The organism is Nonomuraea sp. NPDC050383 (assembly GCF_044459125.1).
In the GTDB taxonomy this organism is placed as follows: domain Bacteria; phylum Actinomycetota; class Actinomycetes; order Streptosporangiales; family Streptosporangiaceae; genus Nonomuraea.
On record NZ_JBITIP010000003.1, the window covers coordinates 462,512 to 482,409 of the forward strand.

The 19,898-nt window shown below is 72.8% G+C and carries 20 protein-coding genes; 10 read left to right on the forward strand and 10 right to left on the reverse strand.

Going from position 1 to position 19,898, the window contains the following annotated elements; translation table 11 throughout:
* Positions 1 to 20: 20 nt before the first annotated feature.
* Positions 21 to 743 carry a class I SAM-dependent methyltransferase gene (locus ACIBG4_RS10470; RefSeq protein ID WP_397201578.1) on the reverse strand — a complete coding sequence of 241 codons (723 nt, stop codon included), beginning with the start codon at positions 741 to 743 and terminating at the stop codon, positions 21 to 23.
* 128 nt (positions 744 to 871) lie between these two features.
* Here ACIBG4_RS10470 and ACIBG4_RS10475 point away from each other — a divergent pair, with 128 nt between their 5' ends.
* Positions 872 to 2,245: an LCP family protein gene (locus ACIBG4_RS10475; protein ID WP_397201579.1), complete on the forward strand. Its 1,374-nt coding sequence runs from the start codon at positions 872 to 874 to the stop codon at positions 2,243 to 2,245.
* A 24-nt stretch (positions 2,246 to 2,269) separates the two neighbouring features.
* On the opposite strand, the gene ACIBG4_RS10480 is transcribed toward ACIBG4_RS10475, so the two are convergent.
* Positions 2,270 to 2,749, reverse strand: a complete 480-nt coding sequence (locus ACIBG4_RS10480) for a tetratricopeptide repeat protein (RefSeq protein ID WP_397201580.1) — start codon at positions 2,747 to 2,749, stop codon at positions 2,270 to 2,272.
* Between the two features lie 67 nt (positions 2,750 to 2,816).
* Here ACIBG4_RS10480 and ACIBG4_RS10485 point away from each other — a divergent pair, with 67 nt between their 5' ends.
* Both ACIBG4_RS10485 and ACIBG4_RS10490 read left to right on the forward strand, forming a co-directional pair.
* Positions 2,817 to 3,749 carry an ATP-binding protein gene (locus ACIBG4_RS10485; RefSeq protein WP_397201581.1) on the forward strand — a complete coding sequence of 311 codons (933 nt, stop codon included), beginning with the start codon at positions 2,817 to 2,819 and terminating at the stop codon, positions 3,747 to 3,749.
* An 85-nt stretch (positions 3,750 to 3,834) separates the two neighbouring features.
* Positions 3,835 to 4,221 (forward strand): SCO5389 family protein, encoded by a 387-nt coding sequence (locus ACIBG4_RS10490; RefSeq protein WP_397201582.1) that lies wholly within the window; start codon positions 3,835 to 3,837, stop codon positions 4,219 to 4,221.
* A gap of 103 nt (positions 4,222 to 4,324) precedes the next feature.
* Here ACIBG4_RS10490 and ACIBG4_RS10495 read toward each other — a convergent pair whose 3' ends face one another.
* The 3 genes from ACIBG4_RS10495 to ACIBG4_RS10505 are packed head-to-tail and all read right to left on the reverse strand — an operon-like array spanning position 4,325 to position 6,951.
* Positions 4,325 to 5,323, reverse strand: coding sequence for an LLM class flavin-dependent oxidoreductase (locus ACIBG4_RS10495; protein WP_397201583.1), 999 nt, complete (start codon positions 5,321 to 5,323; stop codon positions 4,325 to 4,327).
* Positions 5,324 to 5,332: 9 nt separating this feature from the next.
* Positions 5,333 to 6,004, reverse strand: a complete 672-nt coding sequence (locus tag ACIBG4_RS10500) for a ribonuclease HII (protein WP_397201584.1) — start codon at positions 6,002 to 6,004, stop codon at positions 5,333 to 5,335.
* A gap of 11 nt (positions 6,005 to 6,015) precedes the next feature.
* Positions 6,016 to 6,951 carry a LysR family transcriptional regulator gene (locus ACIBG4_RS10505; RefSeq protein ID WP_310707852.1) on the reverse strand — a complete coding sequence of 312 codons (936 nt, stop codon included), beginning with the start codon at positions 6,949 to 6,951 and terminating at the stop codon, positions 6,016 to 6,018.
* Positions 6,952 to 7,030: 79 nt separating this feature from the next.
* Here ACIBG4_RS10505 and ACIBG4_RS10510 point away from each other — a divergent pair, with 79 nt between their 5' ends.
* The 3 genes from ACIBG4_RS10510 to ACIBG4_RS10520 all read left to right on the forward strand — a co-directional run bounded on the left by ACIBG4_RS10510 (position 7,031) and on the right by ACIBG4_RS10520 (position 12,470).
* A complete protein-coding gene (locus ACIBG4_RS10510; RefSeq protein WP_397201585.1) occupies positions 7,031 to 8,317 on the forward strand; it encodes a pyridoxal phosphate-dependent aminotransferase in 1,287 nt (428 codons plus the stop codon).
* A gap of 141 nt (positions 8,318 to 8,458) precedes the next feature.
* On the forward strand, positions 8,459 to 9,103 hold the full coding sequence (locus ACIBG4_RS10515; RefSeq protein WP_310707850.1) for a GNAT family protein: 645 nt from the start codon (positions 8,459 to 8,461) through the stop codon (positions 9,101 to 9,103).
* 316 nt (positions 9,104 to 9,419) lie between these two features.
* Positions 9,420 to 12,470, forward strand: a complete 3,051-nt coding sequence (locus ACIBG4_RS10520) for an AfsR/SARP family transcriptional regulator (RefSeq protein WP_397201586.1) — start codon at positions 9,420 to 9,422, stop codon at positions 12,468 to 12,470.
* Between the two features lie 319 nt (positions 12,471 to 12,789).
* Here ACIBG4_RS10520 and ACIBG4_RS10525 read toward each other — a convergent pair whose 3' ends face one another.
* On the reverse strand, positions 12,790 to 14,214 hold the full coding sequence (locus tag ACIBG4_RS10525) for a methyltransferase (RefSeq protein ID WP_397201587.1): 1,425 nt from the start codon (positions 14,212 to 14,214) through the stop codon (positions 12,790 to 12,792).
* A gap of 147 nt (positions 14,215 to 14,361) precedes the next feature.
* Between ACIBG4_RS10525 and ACIBG4_RS10530 the strand changes: the two genes are divergently transcribed.
* A complete protein-coding gene (locus ACIBG4_RS10530) occupies positions 14,362 to 14,664 on the forward strand; it encodes a hypothetical protein (RefSeq protein ID WP_310707847.1) in 303 nt (100 codons plus the stop codon).
* Between the two features lie 23 nt (positions 14,665 to 14,687).
* Here the strand turns inward: ACIBG4_RS10530 and ACIBG4_RS10535 are convergent, their stop codons facing one another.
* Both ACIBG4_RS10535 and ACIBG4_RS10540 read right to left on the reverse strand, forming a co-directional pair.
* A complete protein-coding gene (locus ACIBG4_RS10535) occupies positions 14,688 to 15,287 on the reverse strand; it encodes a TetR/AcrR family transcriptional regulator (protein ID WP_397201588.1) in 600 nt (199 codons plus the stop codon).
* Between the two features lie 26 nt (positions 15,288 to 15,313).
* The gene (locus ACIBG4_RS10540) at positions 15,314 to 15,796 is read right to left on the reverse strand and encodes a GNAT family N-acetyltransferase (protein WP_397201589.1); all 483 of its coding nucleotides are present in this window, start codon (positions 15,794 to 15,796) and stop codon (positions 15,314 to 15,316) included.
* Positions 15,797 to 15,856: 60 nt separating this feature from the next.
* On the opposite strand from ACIBG4_RS10540, the gene ACIBG4_RS10545 reads away from it, so the two are divergent.
* On the forward strand, positions 15,857 to 16,324 hold the full coding sequence (locus tag ACIBG4_RS10545) for a winged helix-turn-helix transcriptional regulator (RefSeq protein WP_397201590.1): 468 nt from the start codon (positions 15,857 to 15,859) through the stop codon (positions 16,322 to 16,324).
* 72 nt (positions 16,325 to 16,396) lie between these two features.
* Here the strand turns inward: ACIBG4_RS10545 and ACIBG4_RS10550 are convergent, their stop codons facing one another.
* On the reverse strand, positions 16,397 to 17,044 hold the full coding sequence (locus ACIBG4_RS10550) for a VC0807 family protein (RefSeq protein ID WP_397201591.1): 648 nt from the start codon (positions 17,042 to 17,044) through the stop codon (positions 16,397 to 16,399).
* Positions 17,045 to 17,284: 240 nt separating this feature from the next.
* Between ACIBG4_RS10550 and ACIBG4_RS10555 the strand changes: the two genes are divergently transcribed.
* Both ACIBG4_RS10555 and ACIBG4_RS10560 read left to right on the forward strand, forming a co-directional pair.
* A complete protein-coding gene (locus tag ACIBG4_RS10555; RefSeq protein ID WP_397201592.1) occupies positions 17,285 to 18,100 on the forward strand; it encodes an SURF1 family protein in 816 nt (271 codons plus the stop codon).
* Between the two features lie 198 nt (positions 18,101 to 18,298).
* Positions 18,299 to 19,495 (forward strand): amidohydrolase family protein, encoded by a 1,197-nt coding sequence (locus ACIBG4_RS10560; protein ID WP_397201593.1) that lies wholly within the window; start codon positions 18,299 to 18,301, stop codon positions 19,493 to 19,495.
* A gap of 20 nt (positions 19,496 to 19,515) precedes the next feature.
* Here the strand turns inward: ACIBG4_RS10560 and ACIBG4_RS10565 are convergent, their stop codons facing one another.
* Positions 19,516 to 19,860, reverse strand: a complete 345-nt coding sequence (locus ACIBG4_RS10565) for a YkvA family protein (protein ID WP_310707840.1) — start codon at positions 19,858 to 19,860, stop codon at positions 19,516 to 19,518.
* Between the last annotated feature and the right edge of the window lie 38 nt (positions 19,861 to 19,898).

A 19,898-nucleotide genomic window follows, 5' to 3' on the forward strand; every position in this document is an offset into this window, starting at 1 on the left:
GGCGGATCGCAAACGTCGCCTCACCCGGCGGCGCGGGGCTTTCGGGCCTCCAGCATCCAGGTCCTGAACCACGGCCCGCCGTACCAGAATCGCCAGCCCAGGTCGCGCCGGCGGACGTCCACGACGCCGAGCTCGCGCAGCGTGTCCTCGTAGGCGGGCGTGTGCTGGAAGTCCGCGAGCAGCATGAGCCCGCCGGGCCGCAGCACGCGGTGCGCCTCCCGGACGGCCTTCTCCCGGCCCGCGGCGTCCGGGATGTTGTGGATGGCCAGGCTCGACACCACCACGTCGAACGACTCGTCGTCGAACGCCAGCTCGCGCATGTCGCCGGTGACGAGGTCGACCGAGACGCCCTCGGCCTCGGCGTTGGCCCGGGTGACGCTCTCGTCGTTGCCCGACTGGTCGCGCGAGCGCCACAGGTCCACGCCGGTGGCCCGGCCCTCGGGCAGCCGCCGCGCGGCGAGCACCAGCACCGCGCCCCGCCCGCAGCCGAGGTCGAGCAGCCGCTCGTCGCCCTTGAGCCGCTCCAGCTCGGCCGCCCACACGGCGAACTTGCCGCGCCGGGTCGTGTAGAGGTAGCTGGCCGCGCTGGCCAGCGTGTAGAGACCGCCGAGGAGGAAGGCGATCCCGGCCGCCGGGACGTCCTGACCGAAGGACGTCACCGCCAGGACGAGCAGGATGACGGCCCCGGCCACGAGACCGAGCAGGGCCATCGGGGCGTCGAACCCGTAGCGTCCACGTCTCATACTCACGTTATATCGCAAGTATCAGTTGACCGGGAATTGGTACGACACTTCCCCTAAGCCGCCCTTATTCGACATCAAACCATCACTAACGTGGAGGACAGCTGCGCAAAACAGGGGGTTGACCAGGGATGACGAGCAGAGACCGTGACTTCGGTCCCGGTGCGGCGATCGCGCTGACCCTGGGATCGGCGCTCCTGTGGGGCGTGGCACATGTCGCCACGGATCGTCGTAAAACCGGCTTCGCGCTCATGGTGACGTACGTGCTGGTGCTGGCCGTGATCATCACCGCGGTGACCGCCTTCGGCACCAAGGTGCTGGCCCTGGCCGTGCAGCCCCTCTGGCTCACGGTCTTCTCTGTCGCGCTGGCCGCGCTCGCCCTCGCCTGGTCGGCTGTGATCGTCCGGTCGTTCGTGCTCGTCCGGCCCCGCCGGTCCAACGCCGTGGGGCGCGTCCTCACCGCGACCTTCACCGCCGCGCTGTGCGCGCTCGTCCTGGTGCCCACCGCGTACGCGGCCCGGCTCGCCTACGTGTCACACGACGTGGTCGACTCGATCTTCACGGCCGACATGACCCCGATCGTCGCCGACGACCCGTGGAACGGGGCCGCGCGGATCAACGTCCTGCTCATCGGCGCCGACTCCGCGCCCGGCCGTCCCGGCGTGCGGACCGACAGCATGACCGTGGCCAGCGTCGACACCGCGACCGGCAACACCACCCTGTTCGGCCTGCCGCGCAACCTGGAGCACGTCCAGATGCCGCGCGGCCCGGCCCGCCGGCGCTTCCCGCAGGGCTTCACCGGCGACGGCCCCGACACGCCCGGCCTGCTCAACGAGGTCTTCCAGTACGCCGAGGACTACCCGGAGACGGTGCCCGGCGTGCGCCGCGGCCAGCGCGGACCCGACCTGCTCAAGCGGACCGTCAGCGACATCCTCGGCATCCCGGTGACCTACTACGCGATGGTCGACATGAAGGGCTTCGCCCAGATCATCGACGCCATGGGCGGGGTGAAGGTCACCATCAAGCAGCCCATCGTGTACGGCAAGTACCGCGAGGGGCTCCTGTCCGCCGGCACCCGCAAGCTCTCCGGCCAGGAGGCGCTGTGGTTCGGCCGCTCCCGTACCGACAGCGACGACTACGTGCGCATGGGACGCCAGAAGTGCCTGCTCTACGCCGTCGCCAAGCAGGCCGACCCGGTGACCGTGCTCAACAGCTTCGAGAAGCTGGCCGCGGCGACCAAGCGCGCCATCTCCACCGACGTCCCGCAGAACCTGCTGCCGCCGTTCATCGAGCTGTCGGACCGGGTGAAGCACGCGCGGATCAGGAGCCTGAGCTTCGTGCCGCCGCTGATCAACACCGCCGCCCCCGACTGGAGCCTCATCCGGGCCAAGGTCGCCAAGGCGCTGGCCGACCGGCCCGCCGTGCGCGCCCCGGGGCAGCCCAGGGCCGGTGCGACCGTGCAGGGCTACGACCGGCCGATCGCGCTGGACGCCGCCTGCCACTAGGACGAGCCCGGCCGGGACGGGCCGTCAGACCGTCTCGTCCAGGTGGTCGGCGTAGTAGGTGATCGCCCGCTGGTACTGGCCGGCCGCCTCGGTGCCGGCCAGCACCTTGAGCAGCGTGGACACCGCCTCGCGCGCCCAGCCGGCGTTGTAGAGCGCCATGGACATGAACGTCCGCAGCCCCGGGTCCTCCGGGAACTCGGCGAGCCCGCGCCGGAACGCCGCCAGCGCCTCGTCGTACCGCCCGAGCACCCTGAGCGTGCTGCCGTAGCCGGTGTACGCGCCCAGCCGGTCCTCGGGCTTGAGCCCCTCGCCCGCCAGCGCGCGCTCGTAGAAGGGCGCCGCCTCCTTCTCCAGGCCGAGCACGTCGTGGACCCACGCCGTCTGGTAGGCCACCTCGGCGTCCTCCGGATGCCGCTCCGCCAGGCCGAGAAGCAGCTCGCGGGCCTCCTCACGGCTGCCCGCTTCCCGCAGCCGCACGGCTCGCGCCAATTCGTCGTCGCGCATGGGGCCAGTGTGGCATGATGGGCGCCATCGAAAACGACAACGGTTTTCATCATCATCGGGAGCTATCGTGAGGGTGGCCTTCGTCGGCAAGGGCGGCAGCGGCAAGACCACGATGTCGGCGCTGTTCGCGCGGCACGTGGCGAGCCAGGGCGGGCCGGTGGTCGCCATCGACGCCGACATCAACCAGCACCTGGCCCTGGTCCTCGGCGCGGAGGAGCGGCCCGAGCCGCTCGGCGCCCGCCTCGCCGAGATCAAGGAGCACCTGCGCGGCGACAACCCCCGCATCCCCTCGGCCGAGGCCATGGTCAAGACGACGCCGCCGGGGCGCGGGTCCCGGCTGCTGGGCTTCGACGACCTCGCCGCCTCGCCGTACGCGGTGACGACGCCCGACGGCGTCAGGCTGCTGGCCACCGGCTCGTTCGGCGAGGAGGACCTGGGCGTCGCCTGCTACCACTCCAAGGTGGGCGCGGTGGAGCTGCTGCTCAACCACCTGGTCGACGGGCCCGGCGAGTACGTCGTGGTGGACATGACGGCCGGGGCCGACTCCTTCGCCTCGGGGCTGTTCACCCGGTTCGACCTGACGTTCCTCGTGGCCGAGCCGACGCGGCAGGGCGTGGGCGTCCACCGGCAGTACGCCGAGCACGCCGCCGGGTTCGGCGTCCGCGTGGCCGTCGTCGGCAACAAGGTCCACGGGCCGGCCGACGTCGACTTCCTGCGCGCGGAGGTGGGCGAGGACCTGGTGGCCTGGATGGAGCACTCGGCCGCCGTCCGCGCCATGGAGCAGGGCCGGCCGCTGGCCCTCGACGACCTTGAGCCGGCCAACTCCGACACGCTCGCCACGCTGCTCAAGCACGTGGACGCGCAGGAGAAGGACTGGACGACGTTCGGCCGCCAGGCCGAGGAGTTCCACCTGCGCAACGCCCGTGCCTGGGCCGACGCGCGCACCGGCCTCGACCTGTCCCTGCAGATCGACCCGGGGTTCACCTACGGCCGCCGGTGAGCACACGAGTGTCCCCCTCCAGCCATCTGGAGTCCCACGCCGACGGCTCATAGCGTCGGTTCGATCCCCTTCGAGAGGAGACAGCATGTCGCTGACCGTTCCGAACGACCTGCTCGACCAGGCCAGGACCGGCGAGATCGAGGACGCGGCGTTCGTCGCGTGCGTCCGCGACTCCCTGCCCTACGCGTGGTCGGTGATCAGCGAGCTGGTCCAGCAGCGGGAGCGCGACGGAGCCGAGTTCGCCGACAACGAGGTGCCCCCTCCGTCAGAGGAGGCGCGCGGCCAGCTCCTGCGGTGCCTGGCGAGCGACGCCATGCGCGGCGCGCTGGAGCGCCACTTCGGGGTACGGCTCGCGTTCCAGAACTGCCACCGGGTCGCGGTCTTCGACCCGGCGGCGACCGAGGCGCTGGGCGCGTTCGTCACGCCTCGCGCGCAGATCCTCAACCAGAAGCCCGAGCTGGTCGACTGCTGACCGGCGCACCGGCCGCGCGCCCGCCCGCACGACGACGGCGGGCGCGTGGCTCCGCGGGATCGGCGGCGGGCGCGTGCCCCGGCGGGCGCGTGCCCCGGCGGGATCACAGGGTCGCCGCCCGGACGCGGGGCAGCACCTCGGCGCCCAGGCGGCGGACGTTCTCCACGGCCCGCCGGTGGTCGCCGATCCCCTCGACCATGAGGATCAGCCGCCGCACCCCCGTGGTCTCGGCCGTGCCGAGGATCGCCTCCACGCACCGGTCCGCCGACCCGACCGGATGCACCCGGGTCAGGAAGCCGGCGTACGCGGCCACGTCCCGGCGGGGCCTGGGCCGCCCGTCCACCGGCAGGTAGCCCGCCAGGCCGGGCTCCAGCCAGCGCGGCATCGCCTCCCTGAGCTCCCGGACGGCCTGCCGCGTCGAGTCCGCCACATGCCCCACGGCCGCCGCCACATGCCCGGCCTCCCCCGGCCGGTGCTCACGCAGGGCGTCGTACGCGGCCACGGCGGCGGCCTTCTCCCGGTCGTCCACGTGCATCCCGAGCAGCATCGGCAGCCCCCGTTCGGCGGCCAGCGCCAGCGTCGCCTCCGACGTGCAGGCCACCACCGGCCGCAGCGTCGCCGCGGGCACCATGGCCACCTCCCGGAACCGGAAGAACTCCCCCTCGGCCGACACCCGGCCACCCGACAGCGCCCGTACGAGCAGGTCCAGCGACTCCCGGAACCCGCGCTCGAACCGCTCCGGCCCGGTCCCGAACACCTCCAGGTCCACCCACGGCCCGCCCCGCCCGACCCCCAGCGTGAACCGGCCGCCCGACAGGTGGTGCAGCATGGCCGCCTGCTCGGCCAGCGCCACGGGATGCCAGGTGGACAGCACGCTCACCGCGGTGCCCAGGCCGATCCGCGAGGTGCGCCCGACGGCCACGGCGGCCAGCGTCGTCGCCGACGGGCACACCCCGTACGTCATGAAGTGGTGCTCGGCGATCCAGGCGTCGTCGAACCCGGCCTCCTCGGCCGCCACCACCAGCTCGACCGTGTCGGCCAGCACCCGCCCCGGGTCCCGCCCGGGGAAACCGGCCGCCACCAGGAAGACGCCGACGCGCACCGGACCTCCCTATCCGAACAGGCTGACCTGGCCCTCGCTCGCCGCCGGATCGCGGTGGCGCTTGAGGTGGCGCCACTGCGGCAGGTCGTCGAGGTAGGACCAGGACATGCGGTGGTGCTCGGTGGGCCCGAGCCGGGCCAGCGCCTCCTGGTGCACGGGCGAGGGGTAGCCGGCGTTGTCGGCGAAGCCGTAGTCGTCGCAGCCGAGCGTCGCCATGTGCGCGTCGCGCCGCACCTTGGCCAGCACCGACGCGGCGGCCACCGAGACGCTGGCCGCGTCGCCCCTGACCTCCAGGCGCACCGGCCAGGGCGGGCCGATGTAGTCGTGGGAGCCGTCGAGGATGACCGCGCCCGGCCGTACCGGGAGGGCGTCGAGGGCGCGGCGGGCGGCCCGGCGCAGCGCCTCGGTCATGCCCAGCGCGTCGATCTCCTCGTGCGTGGCCTCGCCGTAGCCGATGCCCGCGGCCCACGACGGCAGCTCGGCGGCCAGCGCCTCGCGCCGGGCGGCCGTGAGCTGCTTGGAGTCGGTCAGCCCGGCGGGCGGCTCGGACAGGTCGGTGACGACCGCGCAGACGGTCACGGGCCCGGCCCAGGCGCCCCGGCCCACCTCGTCCACTCCGGCCACCGTGCTGACGCTGGGCTGGGAGAGCAGGAGGCGCTCGATGTCGTACGTCGGCGGCATAGCCGCACACGCTACCGGTCGGCGAGCCGTATCGGGTCCAGGTCGGCGGCGATGTAGCGGGCCGCCACGTGCACGGCCCGCAGCGTCACCGACACCGACGGCCGGTGGACGCTCGATCCGCGGGCGACCGCGTGGATCTCCCGCCCCACCGGGTCGCCCGGGAACTGGCGCACCGCCACCCCCCGTACCCCCGCCGCGAGCGCGAGCGCCGGCACGGCGGCGATGCCCAGCCCCTTGGCCACCAGCGACAGGATCGCGCCCAGCCCCTCGAACTCCCACGGCGTCGGCCGCGTGCCGCCCACGTCGGAGAGGAGCCGGTCCACGGCCAGCCGCGACGGCTCGCCGTCCGGGGTGGCCATCCACGGCTCGTCGCGCAGCTCGCGCAGGTCGATCGGCACGTCCGGGTCGGCCAGCCGGTGCTTGCGCGGCACCACCAGCACGAGCGGGTCGCGCAGCAGCGGGAAGACGCGCAGGTGCTCGCTGTCGCGCGCGCGGCCGTACCAGTCGTCGACCAGCGCGATGTCCACCTCGCCCGACTGCACCTCACGCATGCCCCGGCCGGAGCGGCTCTGCCGAAGCCGGAGGGTCAGCTCGGTGTGGCGGCGCAGCGAGCGGGCGAGCGCGGGCGCGAACGCCACGGCACCCGTCGGGAAGGCCGTCACCACGACCCGCCCCGAGGGCGTGCCCGCGTGCGCGGACAGGTCCGACTCCGCCTCCTCCACCATGGACAGGATGCGCTCGGCGTGCGCCACCAGCCGGCGGCCCGCGTCGGTCAGCTCGGCGCTGCGCGCGGTCCGGTCGAGCAGGGCCGTGCCGGTCTCGCGCTCCAGGGCGACGAGTTGCTGCGAGACCGCCGACGGGCTGTAGCCGAGCGACGCGGCGGTGGCGGCGATGCTGCCCCGTCGAGCGAACTCGCAGATCAACGTCAGCCGCCGCAAATCGAGCATCGGACCTTCTTTCGCCTACCCACAAAAAGCCTCGCTTGTCCTGATGCAATACTTTAAGCAGGCTGGGAACGTGACAAACATGAGCATCACCCTCTCCGCCACACTGGCGGCCAACGAGGACATCGAGCGAAGACGGCGCGCCGGGGAGCGCGTGCTGCACCTGGCTTTCGGGGAGGCAGGTCTGCCCGTCCACCCGGCGCTGCGCGACCGGCTGGTCGCCGCGTCCGGCCGCAACGGCTACGGCCCCGTCGCGGGCGCCCCCGAGCTGCGCGCCGCCGCGGCGGGCTACTGGGCCCGGCGCGAACTCCCCACCGACCCCGACCTGGTCGTCTGCGGACCGGGCAGCAAGCCCCTCCTGTACGCCCTGCTCCTCGCGATCGGCGGCGACATCGTCCTGCCCGCGCCGAGCTGGGTCAGCTACGCCGCGCAGGCGGACCTCGTCGGCTCCCGATCCATCCTGGTGCCCCCGCCCGCCGGCGAGGGCGGCGTGCCGGACCCCGGCCGGGTCGCCGAGGCGGTCCGCCACGCCCGCGCGCGGGGCCGTACCGTGAGCTCCCTCCTCGTGACGCTGCCGGACAACCCGACCGGCCGCCTCGCCACCGCCGAGACCATCGGCCGTCTGGTGGGCGTGGCCCGCGAGCTGGACCTCGTGATCATCTCCGACGAGATCTACCGCGACCTGATGCACGACCCCGCCCCGCCCTACACCTCGCCCGCCGACCTCGCGCCCGAGCGCACGGTCGTGACCACCGGGCTGAGCAAGAGCCTCGCGCTGGGCGGCTGGCGGATCGGCGTGACGCGGCTGCCCGAGAACGCGCACGACCTGCGCGAGAGGCTGCTCGCCGTGGCCAGCGAGATCTGGTCCTCACCGGCCGCGCCGGTGCAGCAGGCGGCGGCCTGGGCGTTCACCGAGCCGCCCGAGCTGGCCGAACGCGTCGCGCTGAGCCGCCGCCTGCACGGCGCGGTCGCGCGGGCGGTCCACGCCCGCTTCGCCGCGGTCGGCGCCCGGACGCCGGAGCCGCAGGGCGGCTTCTACCTCTACCCGGACCTCGGCCACCTCCGCCTCGGCGGCTCGGCCGCCGTCACCCGCCTGCTGCTGGAGGAGCACGGCATCGGCGTCCTGCCCGGTCACGCGTTCGGCGACGACCCCTCCGCCGCCCGCGTGCGCGTCGCGGTCAGCCTCCTGTACGGCGAGACGGCCGAGCAGCGGCTGGCCGCCCTGGACGCCCCGAACCCCGTCACGCTGCCGTGGATCTCGGCCGCCCTGGACCAGCTCTCGGACGGCCTGTCGGGGCTCGCGAAGGGCCGCCCGGAGGCGGCGCGTGAACGACGGCCGGCGCTCGTGCCGACCGCATGTCACGGTTAGGCGAAATCTTCGCCCAGCGGGCCCGTCCGAAACCCGGAATCCCCCCGCTGACCTGGGCAAACACCATGTTGCCCGAAACCCGCCGAAGAAGGTGCTCGCGGCCTGGTCACAACGGGCCCGGTCAGCCCTCATCATGTGCTCATGCCCGCTCTTGTCACCCTGTCCGGGCGCCTCGTGCGCCTGGAACCTCTCAGCCCCGCGGCGATCGACGACCTCGTCGCCGCGGCGAGTGAAGACCGCTCCACCTATGCCTTCACTCGCGTCCCGAACGGCCGGGACGAGATGGTCTCCTACGTGGAGGCCGCGCTGGCTGAGCAGGCGGAGGGCCGCACGCTGCCCTTCGCCATCCGGTGGCTGCACACCGATCGACTGATCGGTGCCACCCGTCTCATGAACCTGGAGTACTGGCAGGGCCCCATGCCCTGGCCTCCGGGCGCACAGAGCGTGGTGGGCGAGGTCCCGTCCGTGGCGGACATCGGCTACACCTGGCTGGGCGCCTCCGCCCAGGGCACGGGTGTCAACCGGGAGAGCAAGTTCCTGCTGCTCTCACACGCCTTCGAGACCTGGAACGTCCACCGCATCACGCTCAAGGCTGACGTACGCAACGTCCGATCCAGGGCCGCCATCGAGGCTCTCGGCGCACACTTCGACGGGGTGCGGCGAGCGGAAAGCCGGGGCGCCGACGACACGGTCCGAGATACGGCGTTCTATTCGATCCTCCACTCCGAGTGGCCGGCCGTCCGTGAACGGCTGGCGCGAAGACTCGGGCTGGTGGAGGCCGCGTAGAAACCATGTCCGCCAAGGCCCCGCCCGGGTGATCAGGGCGGGGCCCGTATTCCGTTCCGGGAGGCATGACCGCCCCCGCTTCGTTCCGGGGCCATGCCTCACTTGCTGCTCAGCATCCGCTCCGGTACTCAACGCCCGATCAACACCGAATCAACGCCTTAACCCGAAAATACGAAGAGAATCCCGCTAGAGCCCCTTTCGGCGAAGATCGCGATGCGCCGGAAGTTTTCCCGGCAGAGGGGCATGCCTATGTGTCAGGCAAGGTTCGCTCTATGATTTGGTAACAAATCGTTCCATTGCCCTGGAGACATACGGCATGGCTGGTCAGAGCGTCGAAGGCGGCCTGCGGTTCGCCGTGCTCGGTCCCGTGCGCGCGTGGCGTGATGGCGAGGAACTCGACCTGGGCACGCCCCTGCAGCGGTCCATTCTCGGCATGCTGCTCCTCCGCGAGGGCCGCGCGGTCACCCCCGCCGAGATGATCGACGCCGTCTGGGGGGACGACTCGCCGCCCAGAGCCCTCGGCGCCCTGCGCACGTACGTCTCCCGGCTGCGCACGGTCCTCGAACCCGACCGGCCCGCCCGGTCGCGCCCCGAGATCCTCACCTCGGTGGGACGCGGCTACGCGCTGCGCCTGTCCGACGGCGCGCTCGATCTCGTCCGCTTCGAGCGCGGCCTGCACGAGGCGGAGACGGCCCGCAAGGCCGGGCGGCCCTCCGCCGCGGCCGGGGCGCTGCGCGCCGCCCTCGCCCTGTTCGAGGGCGAGCCGCTGGCCGGCGCCGTCGGCCCCTACGCCGAGCACCAGCGCGACCGCCTCGTCGAGTGCCGGCTGAGCGCCATCGAGACGCTCATGGACGTGGACCTGGAGCTGGGCCGCCACGCCGACGTGGTGTCCGAGCTGATCGCGCTGACCGCCGACCACCCGCTGCGCGAGCGGCTGCGGGCCCAGCTCATGCTGGCGCTGTACCGGTGCGGGCGGCAGGGCGACGCGCTGGCCGTCTTCACCGAGACCCGCCATGCCCTGATCGACGAGCTGGGCATCGAGCCCGGCCCCGACCTGTCCGCGCTGCACCAGCGCATCCTGGCCGCCGACCCGTCGCTCGCCGCCGCCGCTCAGCCGGCCGTCGCGGTCGCCCCGGAGCCCCCGGAGGAGCCGGAGCCGCGCGAGGAGGAGCCGGTCCACGAGCTGCCCCGCCCGGCGCAGCTCCCGGCCACGGTGAGCGACTTCACCGGCCGCAAGGAGATCTCCAGGCGGCTGCGCACGATGCTCGGATCGCACACGGGCGCGCTCTCGTCGCACACGGCCGAAGGCGTGCCGGTGGCCGTGATCTGCGGCATCGGCGGCGTCGGCAAGACCACGCTGGCCGTCCACGTGGCCCACGCCGCCGACGACCTCTTCCCCGACGGACAGCTCTACGCCGACCTGCGCGGCTACACCGGCGAGGCGACCGCGCCCGAGTCGGCTCTGGGCGCGTTCCTGCGGGCGCTCGGCATCCCGCCCGACGTGATCCCCGAGGTGCCGGCCGAGCGGTCAGCGCTGTTCCGGTCGCTGCTGGCCGACCGCCGCATCCTCGTCCTGCTCGACAACGCCCGAGACGCCGAGCAGGTCATCCCGCTGTTGCCGGGATCGCCCGGCTGCGCCGCCATCGTCACCAGCCGGGTCAAGCTGGCCGACCTGCCGGGGGCGCGGCTGTTCGACCTCGACGTGATGGAGCCGGACGAGGCGCTGTCGCTGTTCGCGTCCGTGGCCGGGCCGGAGCGGGTCGCCGCCGAGCACGCGGCGGCCATGGACGTGGTGGCCGCGTGCGGGTTCCTGCCGCTGGCCGTGCGGATCGTCGCGGCGCGGCTGGCCGCCCGGCCGTCCTGGACGGTCGCCTCGCTCGTTCCCCGGCTCGCCGACGAGCAGCGCCGCCTCGACGAGCTCCGCGTCGGCAACCTCGCCGTGGAGGCCACGTTCGCCCTCGGCTACGGCCAGCTCGACCCCGCCCAGCAGCGCGCGTTCCGGCTGCTGTCGCTGCCCAACGGCCCCGACATCTCCGCCGGCGCCGCCGCCGCGGTGCTGTCGCTGAGCCCGTTCGAGGCCGAGGACCTGCTGGAGTCGCTGGTCGACGCCAGCCTGCTGGAGGCGCCCGCGCCGGGCCGCTACCGCTTCCACGACCTGCTGAAGCTGTTCGCCCGGCGCATCCTCGACAGGACCGAGCGGCAGCAGGCCAAGACGCTGGCGCTGCGCCGGCTGCTCGGCTTCTACCTGGCCTCGGCCCAGTCGGCGCACCGGCTGGCCTACGAGGGCAGCATGATCGCCGACAACCTCGTGGTGGTCGGCACGGGCCGGGCGTTCGGGGCGGCCGACGAGGCCGTGGCCTGGCTGATCGCCGAGGGTGACTCGCTGTTCGCCGCGATCAACCAGGCGGCGTCCGACTCGCGTACCGCCGAGGAGCTGCTGCCCGCGGCCGACCTGCTCGTGGCCATGGAGCCGCTGATGGAGTCGGGCACCCACACCCGCGAGTTCGACCACGGCACCCGGGCGGTCCTGGCCGCGGCGCTGCGGATCGGCGACGCCGGCAGCGAGCTGCGCTCCCGCTACGTGCTCGGCCGGGTGCTGTTCGCCGGCAACCGGCTGACGGAGGCCGAGGAGCAGTTCAGGACGGTCCACGAGCTGTCCGTGGAGCGCGGCGAGAAGATCGTCACCGGCGAGGTCAAGAACGCGCTCGCCGTCGTCGTCGGGCGGCAGCGGCGCCACACCGAGGCCCTGTCGTGGTTCGACTCGGCCATGCGCTGGTACCGGGAGAGCGGCGTGCCCGCCGGCGAGGCGCTGGTGCTCAGCTACTCCGCGCGCGACCATCTCGGCCTCAACCGGCCGGAGGACGCGATCGCCGCCGCCGAGAAGGGCCTGGCGATCTTCACGGAGATCGGCAGCGGCGCCGGCACCGCCCGTGCCCGCTACCACCTCGGCATCGTGCTGTCCCGCGTCGGCCGCCTCACCGAGGCCGTCCACCACCACGCCGAGTGCCTGGCGTTCTTCCGGGCGAGCAAGCAGCGCGTGTGGGAGCAGCGGGTGTGCTCGCGGCTGGCCGAGACCTTCATCGCCGCCAAGCGCTACCCGGAGGCCGTGCGCCACGCCGAGCAGGCGCTGGTCGTGTCGCGGGAGATCGGCCACCCGTACGGCGAGGCGCTTTCGCTGGCCGTGCTGGGCAAGGCGCTCAAGGGCCTGGGCAGCACCACGCGCAGCACCGACTGCCTACGGCAGGCCTTCGACATCTTCTCCAGGCTCGGCGCTCCCGAGGCCGGAGACCTCAAGGCCCTCCTGGACTCCGCCGCCGCCCCCGCCTCCGTGGTCGAGGCCGTCGACGGGCCCCTCGTCGAGTCCTGAGTACAGCGTGTCGTCCAGTCGTGTCATCCACACATGGTTGATCAAGGCTGTCCTTAGGGAGTCACGAGCCCCCGTGACCGTTCGTCTGAGGAGTGGTGCAGCCCGGCCGGCCATCTCGGTCGCCGCGCGTCGCCAGGGGGCCCGGATGTCGGGTTGCTCCGCGCGACGGCCAGCCGCCTCACACAGACGACCGGCCGGACCCGGCACCGGCCTCGAACCCCCCGGGGCCGGTGTCGTGCTCCAGAGCCTCCACCGGAGGGCTCAACATCGGATCAACACCGGATTGCCGCACCGGTCAACGCCGTTGTGACTCGCGGAGTCAGAGCGTGAAGTAGCCCTCGGCGATGAGGGGGCGAAGGGAGTCGGCGCCCAGCACCTGGCCGTCGCCGACCAGCTCGGCGATCACGTTGAGCAGCGGGCCCAGCGCCAGCTCCCCGTCGCACACCCCGGCCAGCGCCGCCTCCACCGTGCCGACCTCCCGGCTGCGGCGCAGGCCGTCCGTCTGGCGCAGCACGATCCGCATCGGGTCCTCGGCCCCCGGCAGTCCGACGCGCTCGTCCAGCAGTCCCTCGGCCGTGCGCAGCCGCGCCGTCTGGAGGTCCTCGACGCGGTGGGCCGTCGCGATGGCGTCGAGCACGCCGTCGACGTAGTCGCCCACCGGCAGCGAGACCTGGTGGGTGAGCCGCTCCAGGCGTACGACGGGGTCGAGCGTGCCGGAGTTGCGCATGGAGATCCAGCCGAAGCCGACCGCCTCCACCTTCCGCTCGTCGAACCACGACAGCCAGCGGTCGTAGTGCTCCGTGTAGCCGGGGGTGCCCTGCTCGGCCGCGTCGCGCAGCCACAGCTCGACGTACTCGGCGGGGTCCTGGACGTCGCGCTCCACCACCCAGGCGTCGCAGCCGGTGCCCGCCAGCCAGCCGCCCACGCGGTCGCGCCAGTCATCGCCCTCGACGTGCATCCAGTTGGCCAGGAAGTGCGCCTGTCCACCGGGGCTGAGGTGGCGGGGCGCCTGCCGTACGAGGTCACGGCAGAAGTCGTCGCCGTCGCCGCCCGTCTCGCGGTACGTCAGGTGGCCACCGGGCGAGATGACGAACGGCGGGTTGGACACGACCAGGTCGAACAGCTCGTCCTCGACCGGCTCGAACATCGACCCCGTGCGGGCGTCCACGCCCGTGATCCCCGACAGCTCCCAGCTCAGCCGCGCCAGCTCGACGGCGCGCGGGTTGACGTCCGTGGCGGTGATCTCCCCGGCCCGGTCCGCCAGGTGCAGCACCTGCACGCCGCAGCCCGTGCCGAGATCCAGGGCCCGGCCCACGGGGCGGCGGGTGGCGAGCTGGGCGAGGTTCGCGGAGGCGCCGCCCGCGCCCACCACGTGGCCGGCGCGCAGGGCCGGGTCGCCGGGCCGCACCTTGCGGTCGGAGACCACGTAACCGCCGGTCTCCCACGGCTGGAGATGCACCTCGGCCCGCACCATGCCGTCGCCGGCGCCGCCGTCCGCGCCGACCAGCCCGCACTCGCGCACCACCGCCGGCAGCCGGTCGGCCGGAACCGGCACACCGAGCCACCACAGCCTGATCAGCGTGCCCAGCGGATCGCCGTCCGCCGTCGCGCGCAGCGCCGGAACCAGCTCCTCACGCGCCAGCGCCGAGGCCGCCACGTCACCCAGGCGGTCGCGGACGCCGTCGATCGTGTAGCCGTTCTCCAGCAGGTGGTCGCGCAGTCGTGCCAGTTCCACAGGGTCCATCCTTTCATCGCAAAGGCCCGCGCATGATCCGATACCCACAGTGACCGTACTGTGACCGAGATACCCAAGCGTTCTGCAAGCGCGGGACAAGCCGGGCGCGATATCTCTTAGGGACCCAGCTCGCCGTTCGAAAGAGGAGCGGAACCCATGCTCATCCCGTGCCTGGCCTGCGAGTCCCGGTTCGTGCCTGACGAGTACTTCCGCGCCTGCTCCGACTACAACCGCGGCCTGGACCTGGTGTCGTGGACCTGCCCGCGCTGCGGCAACCGCGACGACCTCCGGGTGCTGCCCGGCGAGCTCGGCTTCGGCTACCCGCACAGGGGGCGGTACGACGTGCACGCCCGCGTGCGGGTGCCCGGCCTGCGCAGGCAGCGCGGCGACCTGCGACTCGACATCTCACTCGACAAGGCGTGCTGGCGGGTGGCCACCCGGGTCCGCCAGGTCGCCTGAGATCTGCTGCGCTCCCTGCCCGATCAGCTCTCGGCGCGCTGGCGCAGGCTCTGCCAGGCGGCCTCGCCCAGCCCCCTGATCTCCTCGTCCGTCGGCGTATGGGCGCCGGCGAACCACAGCCGGCACATCTCCTGCGCCGGGCCGAGCCACAGGACGTAGCACATGGTCGGGTGCACGGGCTGGAGCAGGCCGTTGTGCATGTGCGGCCGCCACCAGTCGGAGACACGGCGGAAGAAGGCCCTGCGCTGCTCGGCGACCTCGGCGCCGCCCGGCTCGTGCTTGCGCGGCGGGCGCTCGCTCACGAGGAGCCTGGCGCGCTCGGGGTGCTCGCCCGCCCAGCGCATGTGGAGGGCGACGACGGCCTCGATGCCGTCGCGGGCGGACTCGTGCTTCTCCAGCTCGGCGATGAACGCCTCCTGGTAGGCCTCAAGGATCTCGGCGTACAGGACGCCGAAGACGTGCTCCTTGCTGGCGAAGTGGTGGTAGAAGCTGCCGACGCTGACGCCGCTCTCCTCGCGGAGGCTGGCCAGCGTGGTGGCCGAGACCCCGTCCTGGCTGAATCGGCGCAGGGCTCCCTCGATGATCCGGGTACGCCCGTCGCGTCCGTTCTTGGCACTCTTCACGTTGTCAATGGTGAGGCACCAGAACGTTATTCCGCAAATACGGGCGTCCGATTGATCATAGCCGTCACCTCGACGGACCCGGAAGCGACCTTCATCGTGGCGTCGGGCCACTGCCTGCGGATCATCCTCAGCGCCCGCCGGTTCTCCCCCAGGACGTCCATCCCGACCGTCGTCGCGCCGCGTACGGCGGCCCTGAGCAGCAGCGTGTCGATCAGCCGCGGCCCGAGCCCGAGGCCCTGCCACTGGTCGGTCACCACCACGGCGATCTCCACGTCGGCCGTGCCGCCCCGGTAGCTCATGGCGTGGCCGATGATCTCGCCGTCGAGCGTGGCCACCAGGGCGTCCCGCCGCTCGTCCAGCGCGAGGAGCGTGCGCACCATGCTCGCGGCCGGCCGGCTGAAGCCGGTGAAGAAGCGCAGCGTCCGGGTCTGCAGGGAGAGCCCGGACAGGAAGCGCCCGATCCGCTCCACGTCGTCGGGGCGGGCGGGACGGATCTGAGTTCCCAACATGGACTCAGCTTCCCGCGTGACGTCTGAGTCTGTCAATTGAACTCAGGTATGATATGACGCATGATCCTGCCTTTCCGGGTTGAAAACTGCTCCATCGAGCGCACCCTGGAAGTCGTCGGGGAGAAATGGACGTTCCTGGTGCTGCGTGAGGCGTTCCGAGGGGTACGCCGCTTCGCCGACATGCAGGCCGCCACCGGCGCACCCCGTCAAGTCCTGAGCGCCCGGCTCGCCCGGCTGGTCGAGGAGGGCCTGTTGCGGAAGGAGCCGTACCGCGAGCCCGGCCAGCGCCAGCGCGACGAGTACCGGCTGACCGACAAGGGCCGCGACCTCTATCCGCTGCTGGTGGCGCTCATGCACTGGGGCGACACGTACCTCGCCGACGCCGGCGGCCCCCCGGTCCTGCTGACGCACCGCGACTGCGGCGCCGCGATCGAGCTGCACCTGCGCTGCGAGGAGGGTCACGACGTCGAGGGCCCCCGCCAGGTCACCGCCCTGCCCGGCCCGGGGACCCGCCTCCGGACGGCCTAGCCGCGCGGCCTCGGCGACCCAGGAGGTGAAGCGGCCGTTCGCGGCTCAGGAGGTGGAGCGGCCTTTCGCGGCTCAGGGGGCCGGGCGGAGGGCGCGCAGGCAGCGACGGAAGTCCAGCAGCGTCAGCAGCGCCGCCCCCGACAGCAGCACCGCGACCGCCGACGTCCGGACGAGCAGGTACGTCTCGATCGTCTGGCTCAGCAGCAGCCACAGGCTCAGCGTCGCGTTGCCGAGCTGGGCGCAGCCCCAGACGAGCGACTGACGCGTGAAGAAGCGCCGCATGACCGGCTCCTCCATCACATGCGCCGGCAGCGGCACGAGGTCCTCCGCCACCCGCCGGGCCAGCGGCCTGCGCACCCGCGCGGTCCCCAGGAAGCCCGCGCTCGCGCAGAACACGCCCAGGGTCGGCTGGAGGAAGAACAGCACCGGGCTGTCCGCCAGCAACGCCAGCACCGCCCGCACGGTCACCATGCCGGCGGCCAGCAGCACCGCGCCCGGCACGCTCCTGCCCCGGACGAGCCGGTAGAGCACTCCGCCGTACACCCAGGCCACGGCCACCACCACGCCGCCGGCGAACCCGGAGACGACCAGGCCCACGTAGAAGACGGCGACCGGGAGGATCATGCCCTCGACCACCCGCGGAACGGCGTGGCGGAGCAGGGCGGCGAGCTTGGGCAGCTCGAACACGTGCCCTTCGGGGGGCGCGGCAAGCACGGTCATGGGGCTGCTGGAGGGCCTCTCGGGGGGCTCGGCTGAGGGGAGTCCGCGGTTCCCGTGCGGGCCGCGCGGCACGAATCACGACCGTACGCGATGAACCGGCTTTCGGTAAGGGTTTCGACCAGATTGCGATAAGGTCACGCCCGCGCCACGGCGGATGGGGTACGGTGCGCCCCCGTCGCGTCGCGCGAGGCGAGGCCAGGCAGGTGAGGAGGCACGGGGGGCGGTGCCTACCCTTGAAGGGTGTACCGGTTCCTGCTGACGCCCCGCTGGGTCGCGCTCCACGTCGTGGTGCTGCTCGTGATCCCCGCCTTCGTGTTCCTGGGACGCTGGCAGTTCGGACGGTTCGAGGAGCGCTCGGCCAACAGCCACCAGGTCACCGCCAACATCGAGGCCGCGCCGGTGCCGCTGGAGAGCCTGGCCGGCCAGAGCGTCAAGGAGTCCGACCGCTACCGCACCGTGACCGCGGCCGGCACCTACGACGCCGCCCACGGGCTGGCGGTGCGCCGGCGCCCCCAGGACGGCCGGGCGGGCTTCTACGTGCTCACGCCCCTGGTGCTGGGCGACGGCCGGGCCGTGATCGTCAACCGCGGCTGGGTGAAGGCCGGCGCGACCGCCGACACCCCGCCGGACGTGCCCCCGCCACCGGCAGGTCAGGTAACTGTCACCGGACGGCTACGGCTGAGCGAGACCGAGGAGTCCAGCGGCATCAAGGACCGCCCCGGCCTGCCGCCCGGCCAGGTCCTGCTCATCAACGCGGCCTCGATCGGCAAGGGCGTGCCGTACCGGCTGGTGGACGGATACGTCGAGCTCACGCAGCAGAAACCGGCCACCGACCCCGCGCCCGAGCCCGTCCCCGCGCCGGACGTGGGCGCCGGAGGCGGCCTCAACCTGGCCTACGGCGTGCAGTGGTGGCTGTTCATCGGCGTGGCCATCGGCGGCTGGATCCTGCTGATCCGGCGCGAGGCGGCCGACCTGAGGAGCCGCGAAGGCGCCGGCTCCCCGGACGATCCCGCGGCCGGCCCGGCGAGCCGGACTGAGTCGATCTCCGGTGGGTAGGGGGCGCACCGGGGTTCGCGTGAGCGGCACCCTCACGGAGCGGGCCCCGCACGGTCCGGGATCGTCCGTCATCCCCCTCCAGGCGGTCCCGGGCCCCGGGGACCGGGCCGTGCCGGGCGTCCGGCGGAGCCGCGGTGGATATCCAACGGAGACGTCGCAGCTTGTTCGACGTTATCCCGCCGTCGTACGGTTACCTGCGTGACTACGCCGCTGCTCCCCGATCCGGATCCGAGGCGGCGCGACTATGTGATCATCTCCGCCGACGATCACCTGATCGAGCCCCCTGACCTCTTCGAGGGCCGGCTCGCGGAGAAATATGCCGAAGTCGCGCCCAAGGTCGTGGAGACGGAGGCCGGTCACCAGGTCTGGCGCTACGGCGGCGCCACCTACCCGTGCGCGGGCATGGACGTCGGCGCCGGCCTCCCCCGCGAGCAGTGGACCCTGGACCCCATCCGCTTCGAGAGCATGCGCCCCGGCTGCCACGACATCGAGGCGCGCATCGAGGACATGGACCTGGCCGGTGTCTGGGCGGCCCTGTGCTTCCCCGGCATGCTGGCCAACCAGGCCGGCATGCCGTTCGCCAAGACCCGCGACCAGGAGCTCGGCCTCGCCCTCGTCCGCGCGTGGAACGACTGGCACATCGACGTCTGGGCCGGCACCTACCCCGAGCGGATCATCGGCCTGCAACTGCCCTGGCTGCCGGACCCCGACGTCGCCGCCAAGGAGATCCGGGCCAACGCCTCACGCGGGTTCAAGGCCGTGGTGTTCCCCGAGTTCCCGACGCGGCTGCGGCTGCCGTCGATCCACAGCGGCCACTGGGACCCGTTCTTCGCCGCCTGCGAGGAGACCGGCACGGTCGTCGCCCTGCACACCGGGGCGTCGAGCTGGTCGCCCGTGCCCTCGCCCGACACGCCCATCGAGGCCATCACCACGCTGATCCCGACGAGCGCGATGTTCGCCTGCGCCGACTGGCTGTGGTCCGGCGTGCCGTTGCGCTTCCCCAACCTGCGCATCCTCATCGTCGAGGGCGGCGTGGGCTGGCTGCCGCTGCTCGCCGAGCGGGCCGACTACGCGCTCGACCACCCCGTGGCGGGCGAGGCGCAGTGGGACGGCGGCCTCAAGCCCAGCGAGGTGCTGCGCCGCAACTTCTTCTTCGGCACGCTGAACGACCACGCGCTGTCGGGGGTACGGCTGGCGGTCGGGCTCGACCACGTGCTCCAGGAGAGCGGCTACCCGCACTCCGACTCGACGTGGCCCGACACGCAGCAGTCCGTCGCGCACAATCTGGGAGCGCTGTCACCCGCCGACATCGCCAGGGTCGCGTACGGCAACGCGGCCCGGCTGTTCGGACACCCGCTGCCGTCACGCGCCTGGCTCCGCATGGAGGAGATCTAGCCGACTCCGGACCCGCTCGTCTAGGCGTCGAGCGTGCCGTGCACGACCTTGCGCTCGTGGTCGAGGTAGCGGCCGCTCTCGCCGAGCAGGGACGCCATCAGCCAGAGGAAGACCCCGAAGTCGTCCGCGACGCCGATCAGGACGAGGAAGTCCGGCACGAGATCGATCGGGGAGATCAGGTAGAGCACGCCGAGGCCCATCATGGCCAGCTTGCCCTTGCCCATGCCCGCGTACCGGCCGCTCATCACCGCGCCGATCAGTCGCGGGATCGCCCGCAGGCGCGCCATCACGCCGGGGGTGCCGGGCTTCTTGACGTCCCGGTACACCCGCCAGGCCGCTGCGGCCCGTGCTGCTTTCGCCATCATGCGCCCCCTCTACCCCGGCCTCTCACGACATAACGCGT